This window comes from Bradyrhizobium sp. Kon69, from assembly GCF_055807515.1.
The window spans coordinates 39,961-58,476 of the sequence record NZ_JBVVOS010000018.1; the positions used below are offsets into that span (position 1 = coordinate 39,961).

Below are 18,516 nucleotides of genomic sequence, written 5' to 3' on the forward strand. Positions count from 1 at the left end.
CAACCCGTTTCATCAGGTTTCGGCCGCATCCGCCGTTGGCGCGCCAATATATAGACCGAACGGTCTTGAAAGGAAGAATGCCATGTCTGCCATCCAGATCGTCTGTGCGGTGGCCGTCCCCTTGCTCTGGGGTTACCAGTTCGTCGCCATCAAAGTGGGGGTGACGGAGTTTCCGCCCCTCTTCTTCCTCGCTCTGCGCTTCCTGGCCATCGCGCTCCTGCTCGTTCCCTTCGTCAAAAAGCCCGCGCGTCAGCAGTTCGGCCCCATCGCAGCTATTTCGATCTTCCTCGGTGGGCTGAACTTCGGCCTCTTCTATGTCGGCCTTGGGCTCGGCTCGGGAACCATGTCGGCCGTCGTCTATCAACTCGCCACGCCCTTCACCGTCCTGCTGGCGTGGCCGCTGCTCGCGGAGAGGCCGTCTCTCACCACTTCCGCTGGGGTGGTGCTTGCATTCGTCGGCGTGGTCGTGTTGGCGGCGGAGCCCGGCCCGTCCGCAAACGCGCTTCCACTGCTGCTCGTGGTCGGGGCAGCCTTCGCATTCGCGGTGTCCAATGTCCTGACGAAACGCTACGGCCCTTTTGACCCCCTGATGTTGATGGGATGGTCCTCGCTGCTCACGGTGCCGCAGGTCATGTTGATGTCGCTGCTCCTTGAACATGGACAACTCGCGAGCCTCGTCACGGCGGATGGACGTGGTTGGCTGGCACTCGCCTATACGATTTTTATCGGGGGAATTGTCGGGTTTGGCCTGTGGTTCTGGCTGATCGGGCGTTGCTCCATGGGCCGCGTCGCGCCCTTCGGTTTGCTGCTTCCGGTGTTCGCCTTGATGTCGAGCGTGATGTTCCTTGGCGAACACATGACTTCAAAGTTGATGATCGGCGGGCTGCTCGCGATCTCCGGCGTCGCCATGACACAGTTAAGACCGAGACACAGTTAAGACCGAGCGCTCGGTCAAGCTGAACCTTGAAGTCGCATCGCTGCGACTTCGCGCCCGGCGCTGGGCCGAGCGCGATGGCTGCTACGAGGCCACCTTCGCAGCCATGAACCCGATCTGACACAGCGTTCCGAAAAAAGTTCGCCCGGGAACGGCTATCCGCTCCCGGGCGATCAATACTTTACCGTCGCGAGGGCCTAGTTCGGCACCGCAGCCTTCGGCGCCGGCTTGGCGGCGACCGCATTCGCGGTCTGGCCGTGCAGGAAGTCGTAGGCCGTATGCAGCGCCTTGTCGTCTTTCGCTTCCGGCGGGACATAGGACTGCGATCCGGTCTGCTCGGTGCCATCGGCCGCCTGGAGATGGCCGCGCATCTGGGACTCCGCCATGGTGTCCATCCGGCCCTTCAGCTCGGGCGGCACGTCCTGGAGGATCTCGATGTCGGGCGCGATGCCCTGGGCCTGGATCGAGCGGCCCGAGGGCGTGTAGTAGCGCGCCGTGGTCAGCGCCAGCGCACCGTTGCCGGTGCCGAGCGGAATGATGGTCTGCACCGAGCCCTTGCCGAACGAGCGCGTGCCGATCAGCGTCGCGCGCTTGTGGTCATGCAGCGCGCCGGCCACAATCTCCGAGGCCGAGGCCGAGCCGCCATTGACGAGAACCACCAGCGGCTTGCCCTTGGTGAGGTCGCCACCATGCGCGGTGAAGCGCTGGGTCTCTTCCGGATTGCGGCCGCGGGTCGAGACGACCTCGCCACGCTGCAGGAACGCGCTCGACACCGACACGGCCTGGTCGAGCAGTCCGCCCGGATTGTTGCGCAGGTCCATCACGTAGCCGACCAGCTTCTCCGGCGGAACGTCCTTGGAGATCGATGCGATCGCCTTCTTCAGGCCATCGGTGGTCTGCTCGTTGAACGAGGTGACGCGGATATAGCCGATATCGCCGTTCTCGACGTGGAAGCGCACGGGGCGCACATGGATGATCTCGCGCTTGATCGCGACGTCGAGCGGGGCGTCGGCCCCCTTGCGCACGATCGTGAGCTTGGTCTGGGTCTCGACCGGCCCCTTCATCTTGTTGACGGCCTGCTCGAGCGTCATGCCCTGCACGGCATCGCCGTCGATCTTGCTGATCAGGTCGCCCGACATGATGCCGGCCTTGGAGGCCGGCGTATCGTCGATCGGCGAGACGACCTTGACCAGGCCGTCCTCCATCGTGACCTCGATGCCGAGCCCGCCGAACTCGCCGGAGGTGGTCTCCTGCATCTCGGTCCAGGCCTTGTCGTTCATGTAGCGCGAGTGCGGATCGAGCGAGGTCACCATGCCGGTGATCGCGCCTTCGATCAGCTTGGCATTGTCAGGCTTCTCGACGTAGCTCGCCTTCACCCGTTCGAACACTTCGCCGAACAGATTGAGCTTGGAATAGGCGTCATCCGCGCTCGCTGCCGCCCGTGCCGCCCACACGCCGCCGTGCGGACTGGCTACCAGAAGGGTCAGACACGCTCCGGTGAGCGCGCCCAGTGGAAACAGCAGGGTTTTCCGCATGGATAGGCTGGCCTTTTTGCTTCGCGGTTCGGTGGGGCTGGAGAGCCGCCATGCAAATGGCGATCCAGCCTGCTTCTCACAATACCATTCTGGTTTCTTCAAGGCCGGGATGCCACGCCGGCGGGTACAGCGTAAAAATCCCTTCGTCCGGACCTAAACTTTCGGCAACGTTGCAGGACCCGGTTCGTGCGCAGCGGGGGGTCGGCCGGCCGGCCCACGCCTCGCAGCCATGCGATTTTAGGATGGTTTTGGCGCCCCGGACGGGTTAGGCGATGAGGGAAGGCTTCAAATTCTCGGGAGGATAACAATGAACGAAGCACCCCGCATCCAACCGGACAGGAACGTCGAGCTCGGCGCCAGCACCGAGCCGTTCCAGAATCTGCATGAATTCATCCGGAAAGCGCGTTCCAACCTCAACCAGAATGCCTGGGATTATATCGTCGGCGCGGCCGAGACCGAGACCACGATGCGTCGCAACCGCATGGCGCTGGACGAGATCGCCTTCCGCCCGCGCGTGCTGCGCGATGTCCGCAAGGTTACAGGCTCAGTCGAGCAGTTCGGCCGCAAGATGCGCCTGCCCGTGGTGCTCGCCCCCGTCGGCGCGCTCGAGATCTTCGATCCGGATGGTGCGGCGAGCGTGGCACGCGCCTGCGGCACTTTCGGTGCGGCGCACATGCTCAGTTCGGTGTCCGAGCCCGGCCTAGAAAAGACCGCCGAAGCTGCGCCGGACGCGTTGCGCCTCTACCAGCTCTACGTGCGCGGCGACGACGCCTTCGTCGCCGACGTCGTCAGCCGGGCTGAGAAGAACGCCTATGCCGCCTTCTGCCTGACCGTCGATACCGCTCATTACAGCCGTCGCGAACGTGACATCGCCAAGCGCTACGTTCGCGAGAGCCGCCTGCGCGCCACCGGCGGCGATTACCAGAAGGGTCTGGAGTGGCGGACGGTGAAGATGATCAAGGACAAGTTCAAGATCCCGCTGATCCTCAAGGGCATCGCGACGCCAGAGGACGCGCTGATCGCGATCGATCACGGCGTCGAATGGATTTACGTCTCCAACCATGGCGGCCGTCAGCTCGATCATGGTCGCGGCGCCATGCACGTGCTGCCCGAGATCGTCGAGGCCGTGAACGGCCGCGCCAAGATCATGGTCGATGGCGGCGTCTGTCGCGGCACTGACATCGTCAAGGCGATCGCGGCGGGCGCCGACCTCGTCGGCATCGGCCGGCTGCAATGCTGGGCGCTGGCGGCGGCCGGCGAAGCCGGCGTGGCCCGCATGCTGGAGCTGCTCGAGGACGAAGTGCTGCGCTGCCTCGGCCTCTTGGGTGCGACCTCGTTCGCCGAGGTCAACAAATCCTGCCTGCACCAGGCGACCGCGACCAACGCGCCGAGTGTGTTCAGCGCGTTTCCGCTGTTCGACCACGAGCCGTATCGATACTGAATGAAAGGACGCAGGTGACATCGCTCTCTCCCGGCAGCGCGGATGCGCTTCTGTTCGATCTCGGCCGCGTGGTGCTCGATATCGATTTCTCCAAGGCGATCGCCTGCTGGGCGGGACATGCCGGCTGCAAGCCTGAAGCCATCGTCGCGCGCTATGTGCGGGACAGCGAAGCCTATCGGCTGCACGAGATGGGGAAGATCAGCGATGAGGATTATTTCGCCTCACTGCGAGCCTCGCTCGGCATCGGCATTTCGGACGCGCAGTTCCTGGAAGGCTGGAACGCGATCTTCGCCGGCGAAATGCCTGACATCGCCGAGCTGCTGCCGCGCGCAGCGATGCAGATGCCGCTCTACGCTTTCTCCAACACCAACCGGCCGCACGTGGACCATTTCTCAAGGGAATATGCCGACCTCCTCGGCCATTTCCGCGAGCTGTATTTGTCGTCCAGCATCGGCTTGCGCAAACCGGATGCGGACGCCTTCGACCACGTCGTTGCGGCGATCGGCGTGCCCGCCGGGCGCATCGTGTTCTTCGACGATCTTGCCGAAAACATCGAGGGAGCGCGGGCGCGCGGCTTGACGGCGGTGCATGTGACCTCGCCGCGTGACGTCGGGAACGCATTGAAGGCATTGGGCATCTGACGACGAGGCGTCGTCGCGAAACCCTTGGCGCCACGGCCCAACGGGAACAATTTTGGAAGAAACTGAGGAACCCAATCACTTTGTGCATTTTTATACAGAGTTCCCGGAACGGAATACCACCTTCCAGACTCTTAGAGTCCGTTGGGACTTCTACGGACGGATGCATCATCGTGCTGGGCAAGACCTACCTCACCAAGCAGGCCTCTCTTCTTCTTGAATTCGCGAGGACAACTTCAGATTCGGAGCTTTCCGCCAAGCTCGTGAGCAAGGCCGCCGACCTGAAATCCCAGGCCGATCCGCTGCCCGACAAGGATCAGGGACCCCAGGCGCCCGACGTAACTCCCGGGCAGCCAGGGAGCTGATCGATCCAGGCCCGGGGCGCTCGTCGTTCTCGCCCTTCCATGACCACTCTCCTGCCGATCTGTCGGGTTCTTCGGATCATGCCACGACGCGCGCGATCCTGCCTTCCGGAACAATGTGAAGCGGCGGGATGACTGCGCGCGCTCAGCCGTTTTTGCCTCTGCGCCCGCGCTCGGCTAGAAGATTTGCGGAACATTCGCCCGAACGTGCCGAGCAGGAGTTTTCGCCGTGGCCTTGATGCCGGTTTCTGACGCGCTTGCCGCGGTGCTGGCGGGTGCGGAGCCGCTGCCGGAAGAAATGATCTCCCTCGACGAGGCCTACCATCGCGTGCTCGCGCGTGACGTCGCGGCAAGGCGCACGCAGCCGCCGCAAGCGATGTCGGCCATGGACGGCTACGCCGTGCGCGCGGCCGATGCCGCAACGATCGATTCGGAGCTCACCGTCATCGGCGAAGTCGCGGCGGGCCGACCCTTCGCGGGGACGGTCGGCGCCGGCGAGGCCGTGCGGATCTTCACCGGCGGCGTCGTTCCCTTTGGCGCGGACGCCGTCGTGATCCAGGAGGACACGGTCGCCGCCGGCAAGCGCATCACGATCAAGGAAGCCGCGATCGCCGGTCGGCACATCCGCCCCGCAGGCGTCGATTTCCGCGAGGGCGACGTGCTCCTGCGCAAGGGAAGTCGTCTCACCGAGCGCGACCTCGCCCTCGCCGCCGGGATGAACCATCCGCACCTTGGCGTTTTCAGACGTCCGAAAGTCGCGATTCTCGCCACCGGCGACGAGCTGGTGATGCCGGGCACCACGCCCGGCCACGGCCAGATCGTCTACTCGAACGGCTACGCCCTGCACGCGCTTGCCCGCAGCGAGGGCGCCGAGACCATTGATCTCGGTATTGCCGCCGACACGCTGGAGGCGACCACCGCCGGCATCGGCCGCGCCCGCGAGAGCGGCGCCGACATCCTGATCACGACCGGCGGCGCATCGGTCGGCGACCACGATCTGGTCCAGCAGGCACTGCGGGACGAAGGCATCGCAATGGCGTTCTGGAAGATCGCGATGCGGCCAGGCAAGCCGATGATGCACGGGCGGCTCGGCGCAATGGGTGTGATTGGCCTGCCGGGCAATCCCGTGTCGTCCTACGTGTGCGCGTTCCTGTTCATGGTGCCGCTGATTCGCGCCCTGTCGGGCCGTTCGGCGATTCACCATCGCCGTGAGCGCGCCGTGCTCGGCCGCGAAATCGGCGCCAACGATCAGCGCGAGGACTATCTGCGCGCGCATCTGGAGGAGCGTGACGACGGCACACGCGTCGTTCTTCCCGTCAATCATCAGGACTCTTCGCTGCTTGCGAATCTCGCTGCAGCACAGGTACTTCTCGTGCGCGCACCGTTCGCGCCGAAGGCCGAAGCCGGCACGGCTTGCGAAGTGTTGCGGCTCCCCGTCTGAGCGTCCCGCAATGCGCGTTCCGCGAACTTTGCTCTGTTCACGGTAAATTAAGCAGTTGCGGAACATGTATCGAACATATAGTGTCCGTTCATGATTTGTTTCGAGTATGTAGCGGCTTATTGCCGAATTCTGCGTCTCATAATCGGACGACATCAACCGGGGGACTTTGGTCGAGATGTTAACGCGCAAACAATACGAGCTTCTGCGGTTCATCAGTGAACGTCTGAAGGAAAGCGGCGTGCCGCCCTCCTTCGACGAGATGAAGGATGCGCTCGATCTGCGCTCGAAGTCGGGCATCCATCGCCTGATCACGGCGCTCGAGGAGCGTGGCTTCATCCGACGCCTGCCCAACCGCGCCCGTGCGATTGAAGTCATCAAGCTGCCGGAGCTCCAGGCAGCCGCAGGCAGCCGCCGCGGCTTCACGCCGAGCGTCATCGAGGGCAATCTCGGCAAGGTGCGTGCGAGCTCCAGCCTGCCCGCGGACGACGGCGAACGTCCCGTCGCGGTGCCGGTGATGGGCCGCATCGCGGCCGGCACGCCGATCGAGGCGTTGCAGACCCGCAGCCATACTATCAGTGTGCCGCCCGACATGCTCGGTTCGGGCGAGCATTACGCGCTCGAAGTGCGCGGTGATTCCATGGTCGAGGCCGGCATCCTCGACGGCGACATGGCGCTGATCCAGCGCAACGAGAGCGCCGATACAGGCGACATCGTGGTGGCGCTGATCGACGACGAGGAAGCGACGCTGAAGCGCTTCCGCCGCCGCGGCGCCTCGATCGCGCTCGAGCCCGCCAACGCAGCCTATGAGGTCCGCATCCTGCCGCCCAACCGGGTGAAGATTCAGGGCAAGCTGATCGGGCTTTACCGGAAGTACTGATACCGGGCGTCCTTGATCCCGGGAGTACTTGATACCGGAGGTGCCTGGCGCCTCGCGCGCTTCCGATCGGCATCGCCGGTCAGAGATTGGAGCGGATCATCGTCCGTTCCGGCTGGGTAGTCTTTCTGGTTCTGCACAGACTATCCGGCCCCTCCTTCGGCGCTGGCTCCTCACGACGCCCACGAAGCGGCACTGGTTGGCGGCACAAGTGTTCGAGGAAACGGCGGCCGGCGATCAAGCTCGACCGTTGCAGTCAAGCCGGCGATATTCGCGCACGCGCCTCCCGAATGCATCGCAACTCGCTTTGTTCCTATTGAATTCGGGAAAGATAATGTGATCGCGGCTCACGGAAACCAGCCGCAGATTTGCCCACAACCAAGCAGAGCGTTCATGCTTCAACTCTGATAGAGGCCTGCGCCTCGATTAAGAGACGCGGGTTGCTATCCCAGCATGAGGAGCACCCGATGTGTGACTACAGCCTGCATGCCGTCGCGTCGCGCCCCGCCGAAGTCGGCGAGACGATCGTCACGACAAGCTTCCGCGGCACCTCGACGCGCGGCTTCGCCTCGGCGGCCGATCCGTCTGTTGCCGTCTGCCTGCTGCCGGGAACGGAGCTCGCCTTCGCCGACGACGTTCGCTACGACAATCGCTGGATCTGGACGCGCACCATCAATTCCCGCGTGGGCAAGTTCGGCAAGATCGACCCGCACGTTCCCGACCGCCATCATGACGCGATCGAATTCCCCGACGGCAAATACGTGCTGGTGACGCAGCTCGTCGAAGGCCAGCGCGCGACCGTGCTGCAACTGCCGGTGACTCAGTCGGTCACCGAGCGCGAGCACAAGGCGCAGATTATCGCCGACCGGCAGCCGACCGTCAGGCACCTGCCGATCGGCTGACACAGCCGTCTCCGGCTACGAGGTCGGGGGTCAGGATTGAATTGCCATCGCCGGCCGTGGCCGGCGAGATGGTACGGCTTGCGTCCGCGAAATCCAATCGGATGGACCAAGCCCGCACGTCTCCGCCGCACGAAGTTTGAGCCGCCCTGCCTGAATTTTGAACGTCCGCTTCGCAGCCAAATGACCGATGCTGTCAGGGCTTGAGACGGCGGACACGCTCGATGAAAACCTTCCTTCGCGTCGTTGAACTCTGGGTCCCCGATCGGACGCGCACGCGGCTGGAGTTTGGTGGCGGTCTCTATGGCGAAGGGCTGTCCGCGTTCAAGGCCGTCAGCGAAGAGCTGCACTTCGGATATGACGAGGGACTTCCGGGCAAGGCCTGGGCCGCGGGCCACCCCGTGATCCTCACCAAATTCGCCAACTCCTATTTCAAACGGACCGATCAGGCGCTCGCGGCCGGCCTCACCTGCGGCGTCGCGGTGCCGGTGTTTGCGGGTGAATTCCTGCAAGCCGTCATGGTGCTGTTCTGCGGCGAGGACGAAGCGCATGTTGGGGCGATCGAGCTCTGGCACAACGACCCTGATGCCTCCCACGAGATGGGGCTTGTCGACGGCTATTACGGCACTGCCGACATGTTTGAATTCAACTCCCGCCACACCAAATTTCCTCGCGGCTTTGGCCTGCCTGGCCGCACCTGGAAGGCGGGCCTGCCGCTGATCATAAAGGACCTGCACGACGCCAGGAGTTTTCTGCGCTGGGAGGACGCGGCCAAGGTCGGGATCAATTTCGGCGTCGGCGTGCCCTATCGGACGAGCGCGGACCAGACCTGGGTCCTGACATTCCTCTCCGCGCAGGCCACGCCGATTGCGCGACGCTTCGAGATCTGGATCCCGAACGAGACCCGCTCGGCACTGGTGTTCCGCGCCGGCGATTGCAGCGCGCAGACCGACCTTGCCGCGCTCTATGCGGATAAATCCATTGCCAGAGGCGAAGGCAGCATCGGCGGGGCCTGGGCCACCGGCATGCCCGCGCTCAACGCCGATCTGGTGCATGACGGCTCGGTCGCCGGTCTCGAAGCCTGCACATCCGGACTGAGCCGAATGGTGGCCCTGCCGGTCATCGGCAATTCCAGGCTCGACGCCGTACTGGCCTGGTACTTGTAACCGATCCGATCAATCGTCTGCCTGCAAGTCGGTCTCCGCCGGCGTTGCGTCCTTGATGCGGGGCGCGATCGCCTTCGGCGCAAGGCTGCCGTCGAAATCACCCTCGCCTGCGCCGGCTGGCAACCAGGGGCGGCTCGTGCCTCTCGCCCTCACCGCGTGAACCACAAAGCCGTCACCACGCTGCGTCAGCGCCAGCGCACTCTGGCTGGCAAGCCGTTGCCGATCGACCACCATCGCCGCGCAATCGGGTGGCGCGGGGCGTGTCGTCACCACCAGCGTGGCCCGACTGCAATCGTCCGCGAGAGCGTCGACGCGCAGTGCCAGCGCGACCAGCCTCCCGTCGGCCAGTGGCGTCACGCAGCCGGACTCGTCACAGGACACGCCATCGGCCAGAGAGGCTCGGCCCGCATCACGCGGATCGGCGTCGGCAGCGAGCCATTCCTTGAGCAGAAAGCTGTCCTTGCTCGTCCTGATCAGGTGTAGATGTCCGTCCCTGCCCCGCACCGCAACGCTCGCGCCATCCCCGGCAATCAGGATGTCGGGCTGCCGCGCCGACAGTCCCCAGAGGATCGCTGCCAGCAGCACCAGGGCGCCGGACCAGCGTAGCGGCGTGCGCAACAAGCCCAGCAGGATGATTCCCAGGCTCGCCGCGATCAGCGGCGCGATCCCGAACGCCGAGATGCGGCCGACGGCGCCCGGCAATGCCGCGACCCAGCGCGAGACCGCGACCATCCAGTCGATGCCGATCCCCATCAGCCACCAGAACACGCTGTCCAGCCCGAACGGCGCAGCAAGCAGCCCCAACAGTCCCGCCGGCATCACCAGCGCCGAGACCACAGGCATCGCGCCGAGATTGGCGAGCACCCCGAACGGCGTGACACGGTGGAAATGGAACGCGGCGTAGGGCGTGGTCGCAAGTCCCGCAATCAGCGAGGCCATGAACAGCATCGCGACCTCGCGGCCACCCCACATCGCAATGCGCGCGGTCGCCGAATGGTCCGGCGAGGCAAACAAATTGGGCATGCCGATCTGCACCAAGGCGACGAGCCCGAGCGTTGCCGCAAACGACATCTGAAAACTCGGATGCACCAGTGCTTCCGGCGCGACCCCCAGCACGATCAGCGCGGCGACAGCAAGCGTGCGAAAGGTGATGGCGCGGCGATCGACCATCACCGCGATCAGCACCACCGCCGTCATGAAGAACGATCTTTGCGTTGCGACCTCCGCGCCTGACAGCAGCAGGTAAAACGCAGCAGCGACCAGCGCGGCGGCCGCCGACCATTTCTTGATGGCGAAGCCGGCCGCAAGTCCCGGGATCACAGCGAGCAGCGCGCGCACCGCGAAGAACACGACACCGGCAACGACGGCCATGTGATAACCGGAAATCGAGAGCACGTGGCCGAGACCGGAGATGAACATCGCATCGTTGACGGGCGTGGTGATCGCATCGCGCCGCCCGGTAAGCAGCGCGGTCGCGATCGCCCGGTTGTCGCCGTCGAGCGTCGCCCGGATGCGGGCATCGATCGCATCGCGAAGGCCTTGCATGAAGGCCGCATAACGCAGCCGCAAGCCGGCGGTCTCAGGCGGCGGCGCCACCGTGATTGCGCCCATCGCGAAGCCGGAGGCCCCGATGCCCTGGAAGAACATGTCACGCGAAAAGTCGTAGCTGCCGGGCCGCACCGGCGCGAGCGGCGGCATCAGCCGTGCCTTCAGCTGAACGAAGCTACCGACCTCCGGCGCGGTGCCTTTGCGGACCGACAGGCGCACGCGCTCGAGCCTGACGTCGCTGCGTTGCGCCTCCATCGCCGTGACGCGCAGCACGAAACGATCGGTACGCTCGCGGATGTCGCGGGCCTCGACGAAGCCTGACAACGACACCGAATAGAGCGCCTTTGCCAGCACCGGGTGGGCGATCCGCGCCGTCTTCCAGGTCGCGACGGCAAAGCCGGCCGCGACCGCCGCGATCATGATGGCTGGGGCGAACAGCCGGCTCCGCCGCAACAGAGCCGCGCCGAGCAGGAGTGCGATGGCGGTCGTGGCAACGACCAACAGTACTGGCTCGTGATCGGCAGAGAAATAAAGCGCGATGCCGCAGCCAAACGTGACGGGCACCCACGGCAACAGCCGCCCGGCGCCAGCCTCGGCGCGTAGCCATGCGCGGAGGGTCGCGGCCAGCGAGGTCCAGAGGTCGAGGCCTGCAGGCGCGAGGCCGCCCGCGGACGCGGTGCGGCCCGCGGGCCACGTCCCCGCGATCCCCTGCGACCGTACCGGCCGGCCCGGCTCCGCCATTTCCTGCACTCGATGATACGCAACGAAGGCCGAAGCTACCGGAACGTGCAGGCGGGCGGATAGCGGTACGGATCAGGAACGAAAGGGCGCGACCGCTACTTTTCCTCTTCCATCGTCACGGCGACATCGGCCTTGGCCGACAGCCGGACCTTGTTGCCCTCGATATCGGCGACGAGGCCCTTATCGATGAAGTGATGATGCCCTTTGTGGCTGCCCTCGCCGCTGTCCTTCTTCGTCAGCTTGATGCGATTGCCTTCGACCTTGTCAACGGTGCCGATATGGACGCCGTCGGCGCCGATAACTTCCATGTGCTCTGCGATGTTCTGCATGGTGCGTTCCTTGTTGGACCCACCCCAACGCGCAGGGCGCACGTTCGTTCTCTCTCGCGAGAATGACGATGCCGTGTGCCCGCTGGTCAGATCAGCGGCGCCTGCGACGAAGCATGGTGATTGACGATCTTCCAGTCGCCGTCCTCGCGCATGATGACCCAGCTCATCTTGACCGAGAAATCAGGGCGTTCGCCGGCGAGATCGAACGAGATCGTTGCGGCCATGTTGATGAGGTCAGGACCTACCTGCGCCGCCTTCACCTCGGAGAACACAGCGCTCGGCTGGCGCCAGCGCGGCAGGCCGTTGAAATAGTCTGCGACGCCATCCCTGCCCCGGTAGAGCTTCGGGTTCGAGCCGAAGAAGAACGTATTCTTCCCATAAAGCGACGACAGCGCGGCCGCATCGAGCGTGGCGAAGCCGGCGCACCATTTCGCGATGATGGCGGAAACGATCGCGTCGGCTTCGTCGTTCATTGTGGTCCCTCAGCCTTTGGCAACTTCCTTCGCGAACGTGTCGCGCAGGCCGATGGTCCTGGAAAATACCGGCTTGCCGGGCGTCGAGTCCTTGTCGCGCACGAAATAGCCCTGGCGCTCGAACTGCATCGGCTCGGTCGAATTGCTTTCCGCGACTGATGCTTCGATCCGGGCGTCAGCCAAAATCTCGAGCGACTGCGGATTGAGATCGGCGGCGAAGTTCGAGGCGTCCGGGCTCGGATTGGCAAACAGCTGGTTGTAGATGCGGATTTCCGCGGGCACGGATGTTGCCGCCGACAGCCAGTGCATGGTGGCCTTGACCTTGCGGCCATCGGGCGCGTTGCCGCCCTTGGTGGCGGGATCGTAGGTGCAGCGCAGCTCCACCACTTCGCCGACCTCGTTCTTGATCACGCCCGTGCACTTGACGAAATAGGCGTAGCGCAGCCGCACCTCGTTGCCGGGCGACAGACGGAAGAACTTTTTCGGCGGGTTCTCCATGAAGTCGTCCTGCTCGATATAGAGCTCACGGCCGAACGTGATCTTCCGGGTGCCGGCAGAGGGATCGTCCGGATGGTTGATCGCCTCGAGCTCCTCGGTCTGCCCTTCCGGATAGTTCTCGATCACGACCTTGAGCGGCTTCAGCACCGCCATCCGCCGCTGCGACGTGCGGTTGAGCTCCTCACGGATGCAGAACTCGAGCATGCCGACGTCGACGACGCTGTTGGCCTTCGCCACGCCGATACGCTTGACGAATTCGCGAAGGGCGGCCGGCGGCACGCCGCGGCGGCGCATCCCCGCCATGGTCGGCATGCGCGGATCGTCCCAGCCCGCGACATGGCCCTCGCGCACGAGCTGGGTCAGCACGCGCTTGGAGAGCAGCGTGTAGGTCAGGTTCAGCCGCGCGAATTCGTACTGGTGCGGCTTCGACGGCACCGGCAGCTTCTCGATGAACCAGTCATAGAGCGGCCGGTGATCCTCGAACTCCAGCGTGCAGATCGAGTGCGTGATGCCTTCGATCGCGTCCGACTGGCCGTGGGCATAGTCGTAGCTCGGATAGATACTCCACTTGGTCCCGGTGCGCGGATGGTGCGCATGCAGGATGCGATACAGCACGGGGTCGCGCAGATTGATGTTGCCCGCACCCATGTCGATCTTGGCCCGCAGCACGCGCGCGCCGTTCGGGAATTCGCCCGCCTTCATGCGACGGAACAGGTCGAGGTTTTCATCCACGGTGCGATCGCGGAACGGCGAGTTCTTGCCGGGCTCGGTCAGCGTGCCGCGCGCAAGACGGATCTCCTCCTGGGTCTGGTCGTCGACATAGGCGAGCCCGTCTCGGATCAGTTGCTCCGCCCATTCATAGAGGCGGTCGAAATAGTCCGAGGCGAAGAACAGGTTCTTGCCCCAGTCGAAACCCAGCCAGTGCACGTCGGCCTGGATGGAATCGATATATTCCTGCTCTTCCTTGACCGGATTGGTGTCGTCGAAGCGCAGATGGCAGCGGCCCGGAAACTCCTGGGCGATGCCGAAATTGAGCGCGATCGACTTGGCGTGGCCGATATGGAGATAGCCGTTCGGCTCCGGCGGGAACCGGGTCACGATCTCCCGGTATTTGGCCTGATCGAGGTCGGCCTGGATGATGTCACGAATGAAATCGCGCCCAACCTCGTTCGCCACCGGTTCTGTCATTACGAAAATCCTGTAGGGAAATCAGCGGCCCTTCTGCCAAATTCCCTTGGCTGAGCCAAGGGCTTAAGCAAGGTCTCAAGCAACCCTTGGCGGCCCGCTGCCGGGCTTTAGTTATGCACCGGTCCTGTTATATACCACCGCCTCCAATGCATAGGCCTTGCCAAGAATGACCTCTCCCGTCGTCACCCGCTTCGCTCCCTCGCCGACCGGCTTCCTCCATATCGGGGGCGCGCGCACGGCGCTGTTCAACTGGCTCTATGCGAAGAAGCACGGCGGCAAGATGCTGCTCCGGATTGAGGATACCGACCGGGAGCGCTCCACGGAGGCGGCGATCGGCGCCATCCTCGACGGCCTGAAATGGCTGGAGCTCGGCTGGGATGGCGACGTCATCTATCAGTTCAGCCGCGCCGCACGCCACCGCGAGGTCGCCGAGCAGCTGCTCGCCGAGGGCAAGGCCTATCGCTGCTACGCCACCGCCGAGGAGCTCACCGCGATGCGCGAGAAGGCGCGCGCGGAAGGCCGCACCCGCCTCTATGACGGCCTGTGGCGCGACCGCGATCCGGCGACGGCCCCAACCGACGTGAAACCCACCATCCGGCTCCGCGCGCCCCAGACCGGCGAAACCGTGATCGAAGATCAGGTCCAGGGTCGCGTGGTCTGGCAGAACGAGAATCTCGACGACCTCGTCCTGCTGCGCGGCGATGGCAACCCGACCTACATGCTCGCAGTGGTGGTCGACGACCACGACATGGGCGTCACCCATGTCATCCGCGGCGACGACCATCTGATCAACGCCGCCCGCCAAAAGCAGATCTACGACGCGATGGGTTGGACGCTGCCGAGCATGTCCCACATCCCGCTGATCCACGGCCCGGACGGCTCAAAACTCTCCAAGCGGCACGGCGCGCTTGGCGTCGATGCCTACCGCGCCATGGGATACCTCCCGGCCGCGCTCCGCAACTATCTCGTCCGGCTCGGTTGGAGCCATGGCGACCAGGAAATCTTCTCGACCGAGGAGATGATCGCAGCCTTTGACCTCGCCAGCGTCGGCCGCGCAGCAGCGCGCTTCGATTTCGCCAAGCTGGAAAACCTCAACGGCCACTACATCCGCAATGCCGACGATCAATCACTCGTGAAGATGTTCGAGGACGTGCTGGACCACGTCGTGCCCAGCCGCGACGAGCTTAAGGCGAAGTTAAACGACACCACGCGCGCGCAGCTGCTGAAGGCCATGCCGGCCCTGAAGGAGCGCGCCAAAACGCTGATCGAGCTGATCGACGGCGCCTATTTCATCTTCGCCGACCGGCCGCTGGAGCTCGATCCGAAGGCGGCAGCGCTGCTGACGCCCGAGAACCGCAAGTTGATCGGCCAGCTTCGTTCCGCGCTGGAGAAAGTCGAGATGTGGAGCGCGGCCAATGCGGAAGCCGCGCTGCGCGCCTTTGCCGAGGAAAATAGTCTCAAGCTCGGCGCGGTCGCCCAGCCGCTGCGGGCGGCGCTGACGGGACGGACGACGTCGCCCGGCATATTCGAGGTTTTGGACGTCCTGGGACGCCAGGAAAGCCTGGGCCGGCTTAAAGATCAGGCCACGGAATAGGCCGAGGACCGCGCTAAGGACCAGGCTACGACGTAAGTCGACCATGCGCGGCGCCATCTTGCAGCGCACACAGCAATAATATACCCATCTCACCCGTACCTTCTGGAACATCCGGCCTGCCCCAACATCTGCTTAGGGGCCTCCGGGTCCGGCCCGTTTCACCATACATCGGGGACCTCTGATGGACGCAAAACCAAGCAATAAGACCGCCACACTGACGGTCGGAAATAAGAATTTCGATCTTCCGATCCACAGCGGCAGCATCGGGCCCGACGTCATCGATATCGGCAAGCTCTACGGCCAGTCCGGCCTGTTCACCTACGACCCGGGCTTCACCTCGACCGCGAGCTGCCAGTCCAAGATCACCTATATCGACGGTGACGCGGGCGTGCTGGAATACCGCGGCTATCCGATCGAGCAGCTCGCCGAGAACGGCGACTTCCTGGAGACCTGCTATCTGCTGCTGTTCGGGGAGCTTCCGACCGCCGCGCAGAAGAAGGATTTCGACGACCGCGTGATCCATCACACGATGGTGCACGAGCAGATGGCCCGCTTCTTCCAGGGCTTCCGCCGCGACGCCCATCCGATGGCGATCATGGTGGCGGCTGTCGGCGCGCTCGCCGCGTTCTATCACGACTCCACCGACATCAACGATCCGAAGCAGCGCATGATCGCCTCCATGCGCATGATCGCCAAGATCCCGACGCTGGCTGCGATGGCCTACAAGTACACGGTCGGCCAGCCCTTCGTGTATCCGAAGAACTCGCTGAAGTTCGCCGAGAACTTCCTGCATATGTGCTTCGCCGTGCCGTGCGAGGACTACAAGATCAACCCGGTCCTGGCTGACGCGCTGGACAAGATCTTCATCCTGCACGCCGACCACGAGCAGAATGCCTCGACCTCGACGGTGCGTATCGCCGGCTCCTCCGGCGCCAACCCGTTCGCCTGCATCGCCGCCGGCATCGCCTGCCTGTGGGGCCCGGCGCATGGCGGCGCCAACGAAGCAGCGCTGGCGATGCTCGCCGAGATCGGCTCGGTCGACAAGATCCCCGAGTTCATCGCCAAGGTGAAGGACAAAAACTCTGAAGTCCGCCTGATGGGCTTCGGTCACCGCGTCTACAAGAACTATGATCCGCGCGCCAAGATCATGCAGAAGATGTGTCACGCCGTGCTCAAGGAGACCGGCCATGGCGACGATCCGATGCTGAAGGTGGCGCTCGAGCTCGAGAAGATCGCGCTCAGCGACCAGTACTTCATCGACCGCAAGCTCTACCCGAACGTCGACTTCTATTCGGGTATCACGCTGAAGGCGATGGGATTCCCGGTCTCGATGTTCACCGTGCTGTTCGCGGTCGCCCGCACCGTCGGCTGGATCAGCCAGTGGAGCGAGATGATCGAGGATCCGCAGCAGAAGATCGGCCGTCCGCGCCAGCTCTATACCGGCGTCACCAAGCGCGACTACGTCGCGATCAACAACCGGAAGTAAGGTCGAGCCATCACGGCCTTCGAAGCGGCGCCATCACAAGATGGCGCCGTTTTTGTTTTGCGCTGATACAATCTTGCTGCCGCGCACAACAACAAGTCGGCGCAATGCGTCGGCGATCGCTTGACAGCCGAAATGGTCCGCGCGCATTCTTACTCTAAGTAAGAATGACGACAGGGATGGAAATGCCGGAGCAGCCGAGAAGTCGGCGGCAGACGCGTGCTGCCATTTTGACTCATCTGCTTCAGTCAGGCGGGTCGTTTCGCCCGCCGCTGGCCAAGGCCGTGCGCCTGTCGGAAGCGAGCCTGTCGCGCATCCTGTTCGACCTGAAGGCTGAAGGCCTGATCGAGGAAGTACGGCGCCCTGCCCCCTATGTCGGTGGCCCGACCGGCCTCGTCTCGCTCGACGGGACGTTGGCGCTCGCGGCCTTCGAGCTAACCACCCAGCGGCTCAGCGTCGGCATCGGGGGCCTGTCGGGCGAACTGCACGACACCGGGCATGTGCCGCTGCCGAAGGCGCCGACCGCAGCGACCGTCGGCCGGGCGTTTCGCGAGGCGATGACATTGCTGCGCGACTGGACGCAGCGCCGGCGCATCTCCCTCGCGCAGATCGGCGTCTCCATTCCGGGCCTCGGCCGCTCGGGCGCGTCAAGCAATCCGATCATTCCCTGCGATGTCGGGCGGATCAGCGAGATGTTCGGCGGGACGTTTGCAGGCGTGCCGGTCGAGTTCACCAATTCGGTCGTCGCGCACGCCATTTTTCATCGCTGCCGCACGGAGAACTATCCGTTCAGCGGCGCGCATCTCTTCGTCTTCGTCGGTCAGGGCGTCGCGGGCACCTGGATGGATGATCCGGTCGAGGACGACGCCCTCCAGCCGGTCGAGCTCGGCCACATGGTGTTCGAAGCCGACGGTCCAATTTGCCGCTGCGGTCATCATGGTTGCGTCGAGGCCTATACGTCGCTTCCCGCCCTGGCCGACCTTCTTGGCGTCGCCGAAGCCGAGTTGCTTGAACTCGGCAGCGAATGGGTCGCCGCGATACCGCTCTCGTCGCGCGTGCGGCAGGAATTGCGCCGGCGGCTGTTCCGGCTGGGCCTTGCGATCGGCAACACGCTGAACGTGAAGCCTTGCAAGGGCGTCGCGATCAGCGGCTGGCCTTCGCTTCTCTCCGAGGACGATCGCAACGCGCTCGTCGCGGGGATCGACGCCTGCCTGTTGGGCGGCCGCAAGCACGCGCAAGTGTCGCTCGCTTTCGTGCCGCCATCGAATGGCAACGATCCGCGAGCGGCGCTGGCGTTCGCGGCTTTCTGCCTCGCTTGCCGCGGCGGCATGCCGACCGCATCGGCCGAGGCCGCCTGAGAAACCTGATGCCG

At 64.4% G+C, this 18,516-nt stretch carries 16 protein-coding genes; 11 read left to right on the plus strand and 5 right to left on the minus strand.

Annotation, left to right across the window (positions count from 1 at the left end; genetic code table 11):
- Positions 1-82 precede the first annotated feature (82 nt).
- Complete coding sequence (locus AC0L3U_RS23345) at positions 83-937, plus strand: DMT family transporter (protein ID WP_473289200.1); 855 nt, start codon at positions 83-85, stop codon at positions 935-937.
- Positions 938-1,131: 194 nt separating this feature from the next.
- Here the strand turns inward: AC0L3U_RS23345 and AC0L3U_RS23350 are convergent, their stop codons facing one another.
- The gene (locus AC0L3U_RS23350; protein WP_473289202.1) at positions 1,132-2,469 is read right to left on the minus strand and encodes a S41 family peptidase; all 1,338 of its coding nucleotides are present in this window, start codon (positions 2,467-2,469) and stop codon (positions 1,132-1,134) included.
- Between the two features lie 307 nt (positions 2,470-2,776).
- On the opposite strand from AC0L3U_RS23350, the gene AC0L3U_RS23355 reads away from it, so the two are divergent.
- From AC0L3U_RS23355 to AC0L3U_RS23385, 7 genes are all read left to right on the plus strand, one after another.
- On the plus strand, positions 2,777-3,910 hold the full coding sequence (locus AC0L3U_RS23355; RefSeq protein ID WP_473363368.1) for an alpha-hydroxy acid oxidase: 1,134 nt from the start codon (positions 2,777-2,779) through the stop codon (positions 3,908-3,910).
- 14 nt (positions 3,911-3,924) lie between these two features.
- A complete protein-coding gene (locus tag AC0L3U_RS23360; RefSeq protein ID WP_473363369.1) occupies positions 3,925-4,551 on the plus strand; it encodes an HAD family hydrolase in 627 nt (208 codons plus the stop codon).
- Between the two features lie 170 nt (positions 4,552-4,721).
- Positions 4,722-4,913 (plus strand): hypothetical protein, encoded by a 192-nt coding sequence (locus AC0L3U_RS23365; protein WP_473363370.1) that lies wholly within the window; start codon positions 4,722-4,724, stop codon positions 4,911-4,913.
- A 226-nt stretch (positions 4,914-5,139) separates the two neighbouring features.
- Positions 5,140-6,351 carry a molybdopterin molybdotransferase MoeA gene (locus tag AC0L3U_RS23370; RefSeq protein WP_473363371.1) on the plus strand — a complete coding sequence of 404 codons (1,212 nt, stop codon included), beginning with the start codon at positions 5,140-5,142 and terminating at the stop codon, positions 6,349-6,351.
- A gap of 175 nt (positions 6,352-6,526) precedes the next feature.
- Positions 6,527-7,228: a transcriptional repressor LexA gene (gene lexA, locus AC0L3U_RS23375; RefSeq protein ID WP_027567131.1), complete on the plus strand. Its 702-nt coding sequence runs from the start codon at positions 6,527-6,529 to the stop codon at positions 7,226-7,228.
- 464 nt (positions 7,229-7,692) lie between these two features.
- Positions 7,693-8,127, plus strand: coding sequence for a hypothetical protein (locus tag AC0L3U_RS23380; protein ID WP_473363372.1), 435 nt, complete (start codon positions 7,693-7,695; stop codon positions 8,125-8,127).
- Positions 8,128-8,348: 221 nt separating this feature from the next.
- Positions 8,349-9,290, plus strand: a complete 942-nt coding sequence (locus tag AC0L3U_RS23385) for a GAF domain-containing protein (RefSeq protein WP_473363373.1) — start codon at positions 8,349-8,351, stop codon at positions 9,288-9,290.
- Between the two features lie 9 nt (positions 9,291-9,299).
- Here AC0L3U_RS23385 and AC0L3U_RS23390 read toward each other — a convergent pair whose 3' ends face one another.
- The 4 genes from AC0L3U_RS23390 to AC0L3U_RS23405 form a co-directional block, all read right to left on the minus strand.
- Positions 9,300-11,579, minus strand: a complete 2,280-nt coding sequence (locus tag AC0L3U_RS23390; protein WP_473363374.1) for a ComEC/Rec2 family competence protein — start codon at positions 11,577-11,579, stop codon at positions 9,300-9,302.
- A 95-nt stretch (positions 11,580-11,674) separates the two neighbouring features.
- Positions 11,675-11,908 (minus strand): DUF2171 domain-containing protein, encoded by a 234-nt coding sequence (locus tag AC0L3U_RS23395; protein WP_007610829.1) that lies wholly within the window; start codon positions 11,906-11,908, stop codon positions 11,675-11,677.
- An 86-nt stretch (positions 11,909-11,994) separates the two neighbouring features.
- Positions 11,995-12,381 carry a YybH family protein gene (locus AC0L3U_RS23400; protein WP_473363375.1) on the minus strand — a complete coding sequence of 129 codons (387 nt, stop codon included), beginning with the start codon at positions 12,379-12,381 and terminating at the stop codon, positions 11,995-11,997.
- 9 nt (positions 12,382-12,390) lie between these two features.
- A complete protein-coding gene (locus AC0L3U_RS23405; RefSeq protein WP_473363376.1) occupies positions 12,391-14,067 on the minus strand; it encodes a glutamine--tRNA ligase/YqeY domain fusion protein in 1,677 nt (558 codons plus the stop codon).
- Between the two features lie 166 nt (positions 14,068-14,233).
- Here AC0L3U_RS23405 and gltX point away from each other — a divergent pair, with 166 nt between their 5' ends.
- From gltX to AC0L3U_RS23420, 3 genes are all read left to right on the plus strand, one after another.
- On the plus strand, positions 14,234-15,661 hold the full coding sequence (gltX, locus tag AC0L3U_RS23410; protein WP_473363377.1) for a glutamate--tRNA ligase: 1,428 nt from the start codon (positions 14,234-14,236) through the stop codon (positions 15,659-15,661).
- Positions 15,662-15,842: 181 nt separating this feature from the next.
- A complete protein-coding gene (gene gltA / locus AC0L3U_RS23415) occupies positions 15,843-17,147 on the plus strand; it encodes a citrate synthase (RefSeq protein ID WP_473349793.1) in 1,305 nt (434 codons plus the stop codon).
- A gap of 176 nt (positions 17,148-17,323) precedes the next feature.
- Positions 17,324-18,502: an ROK family transcriptional regulator gene (locus AC0L3U_RS23420; RefSeq protein WP_473363378.1), complete on the plus strand. Its 1,179-nt coding sequence runs from the start codon at positions 17,324-17,326 to the stop codon at positions 18,500-18,502.
- Positions 18,503-18,516: the final 14 nt, after the last annotated feature.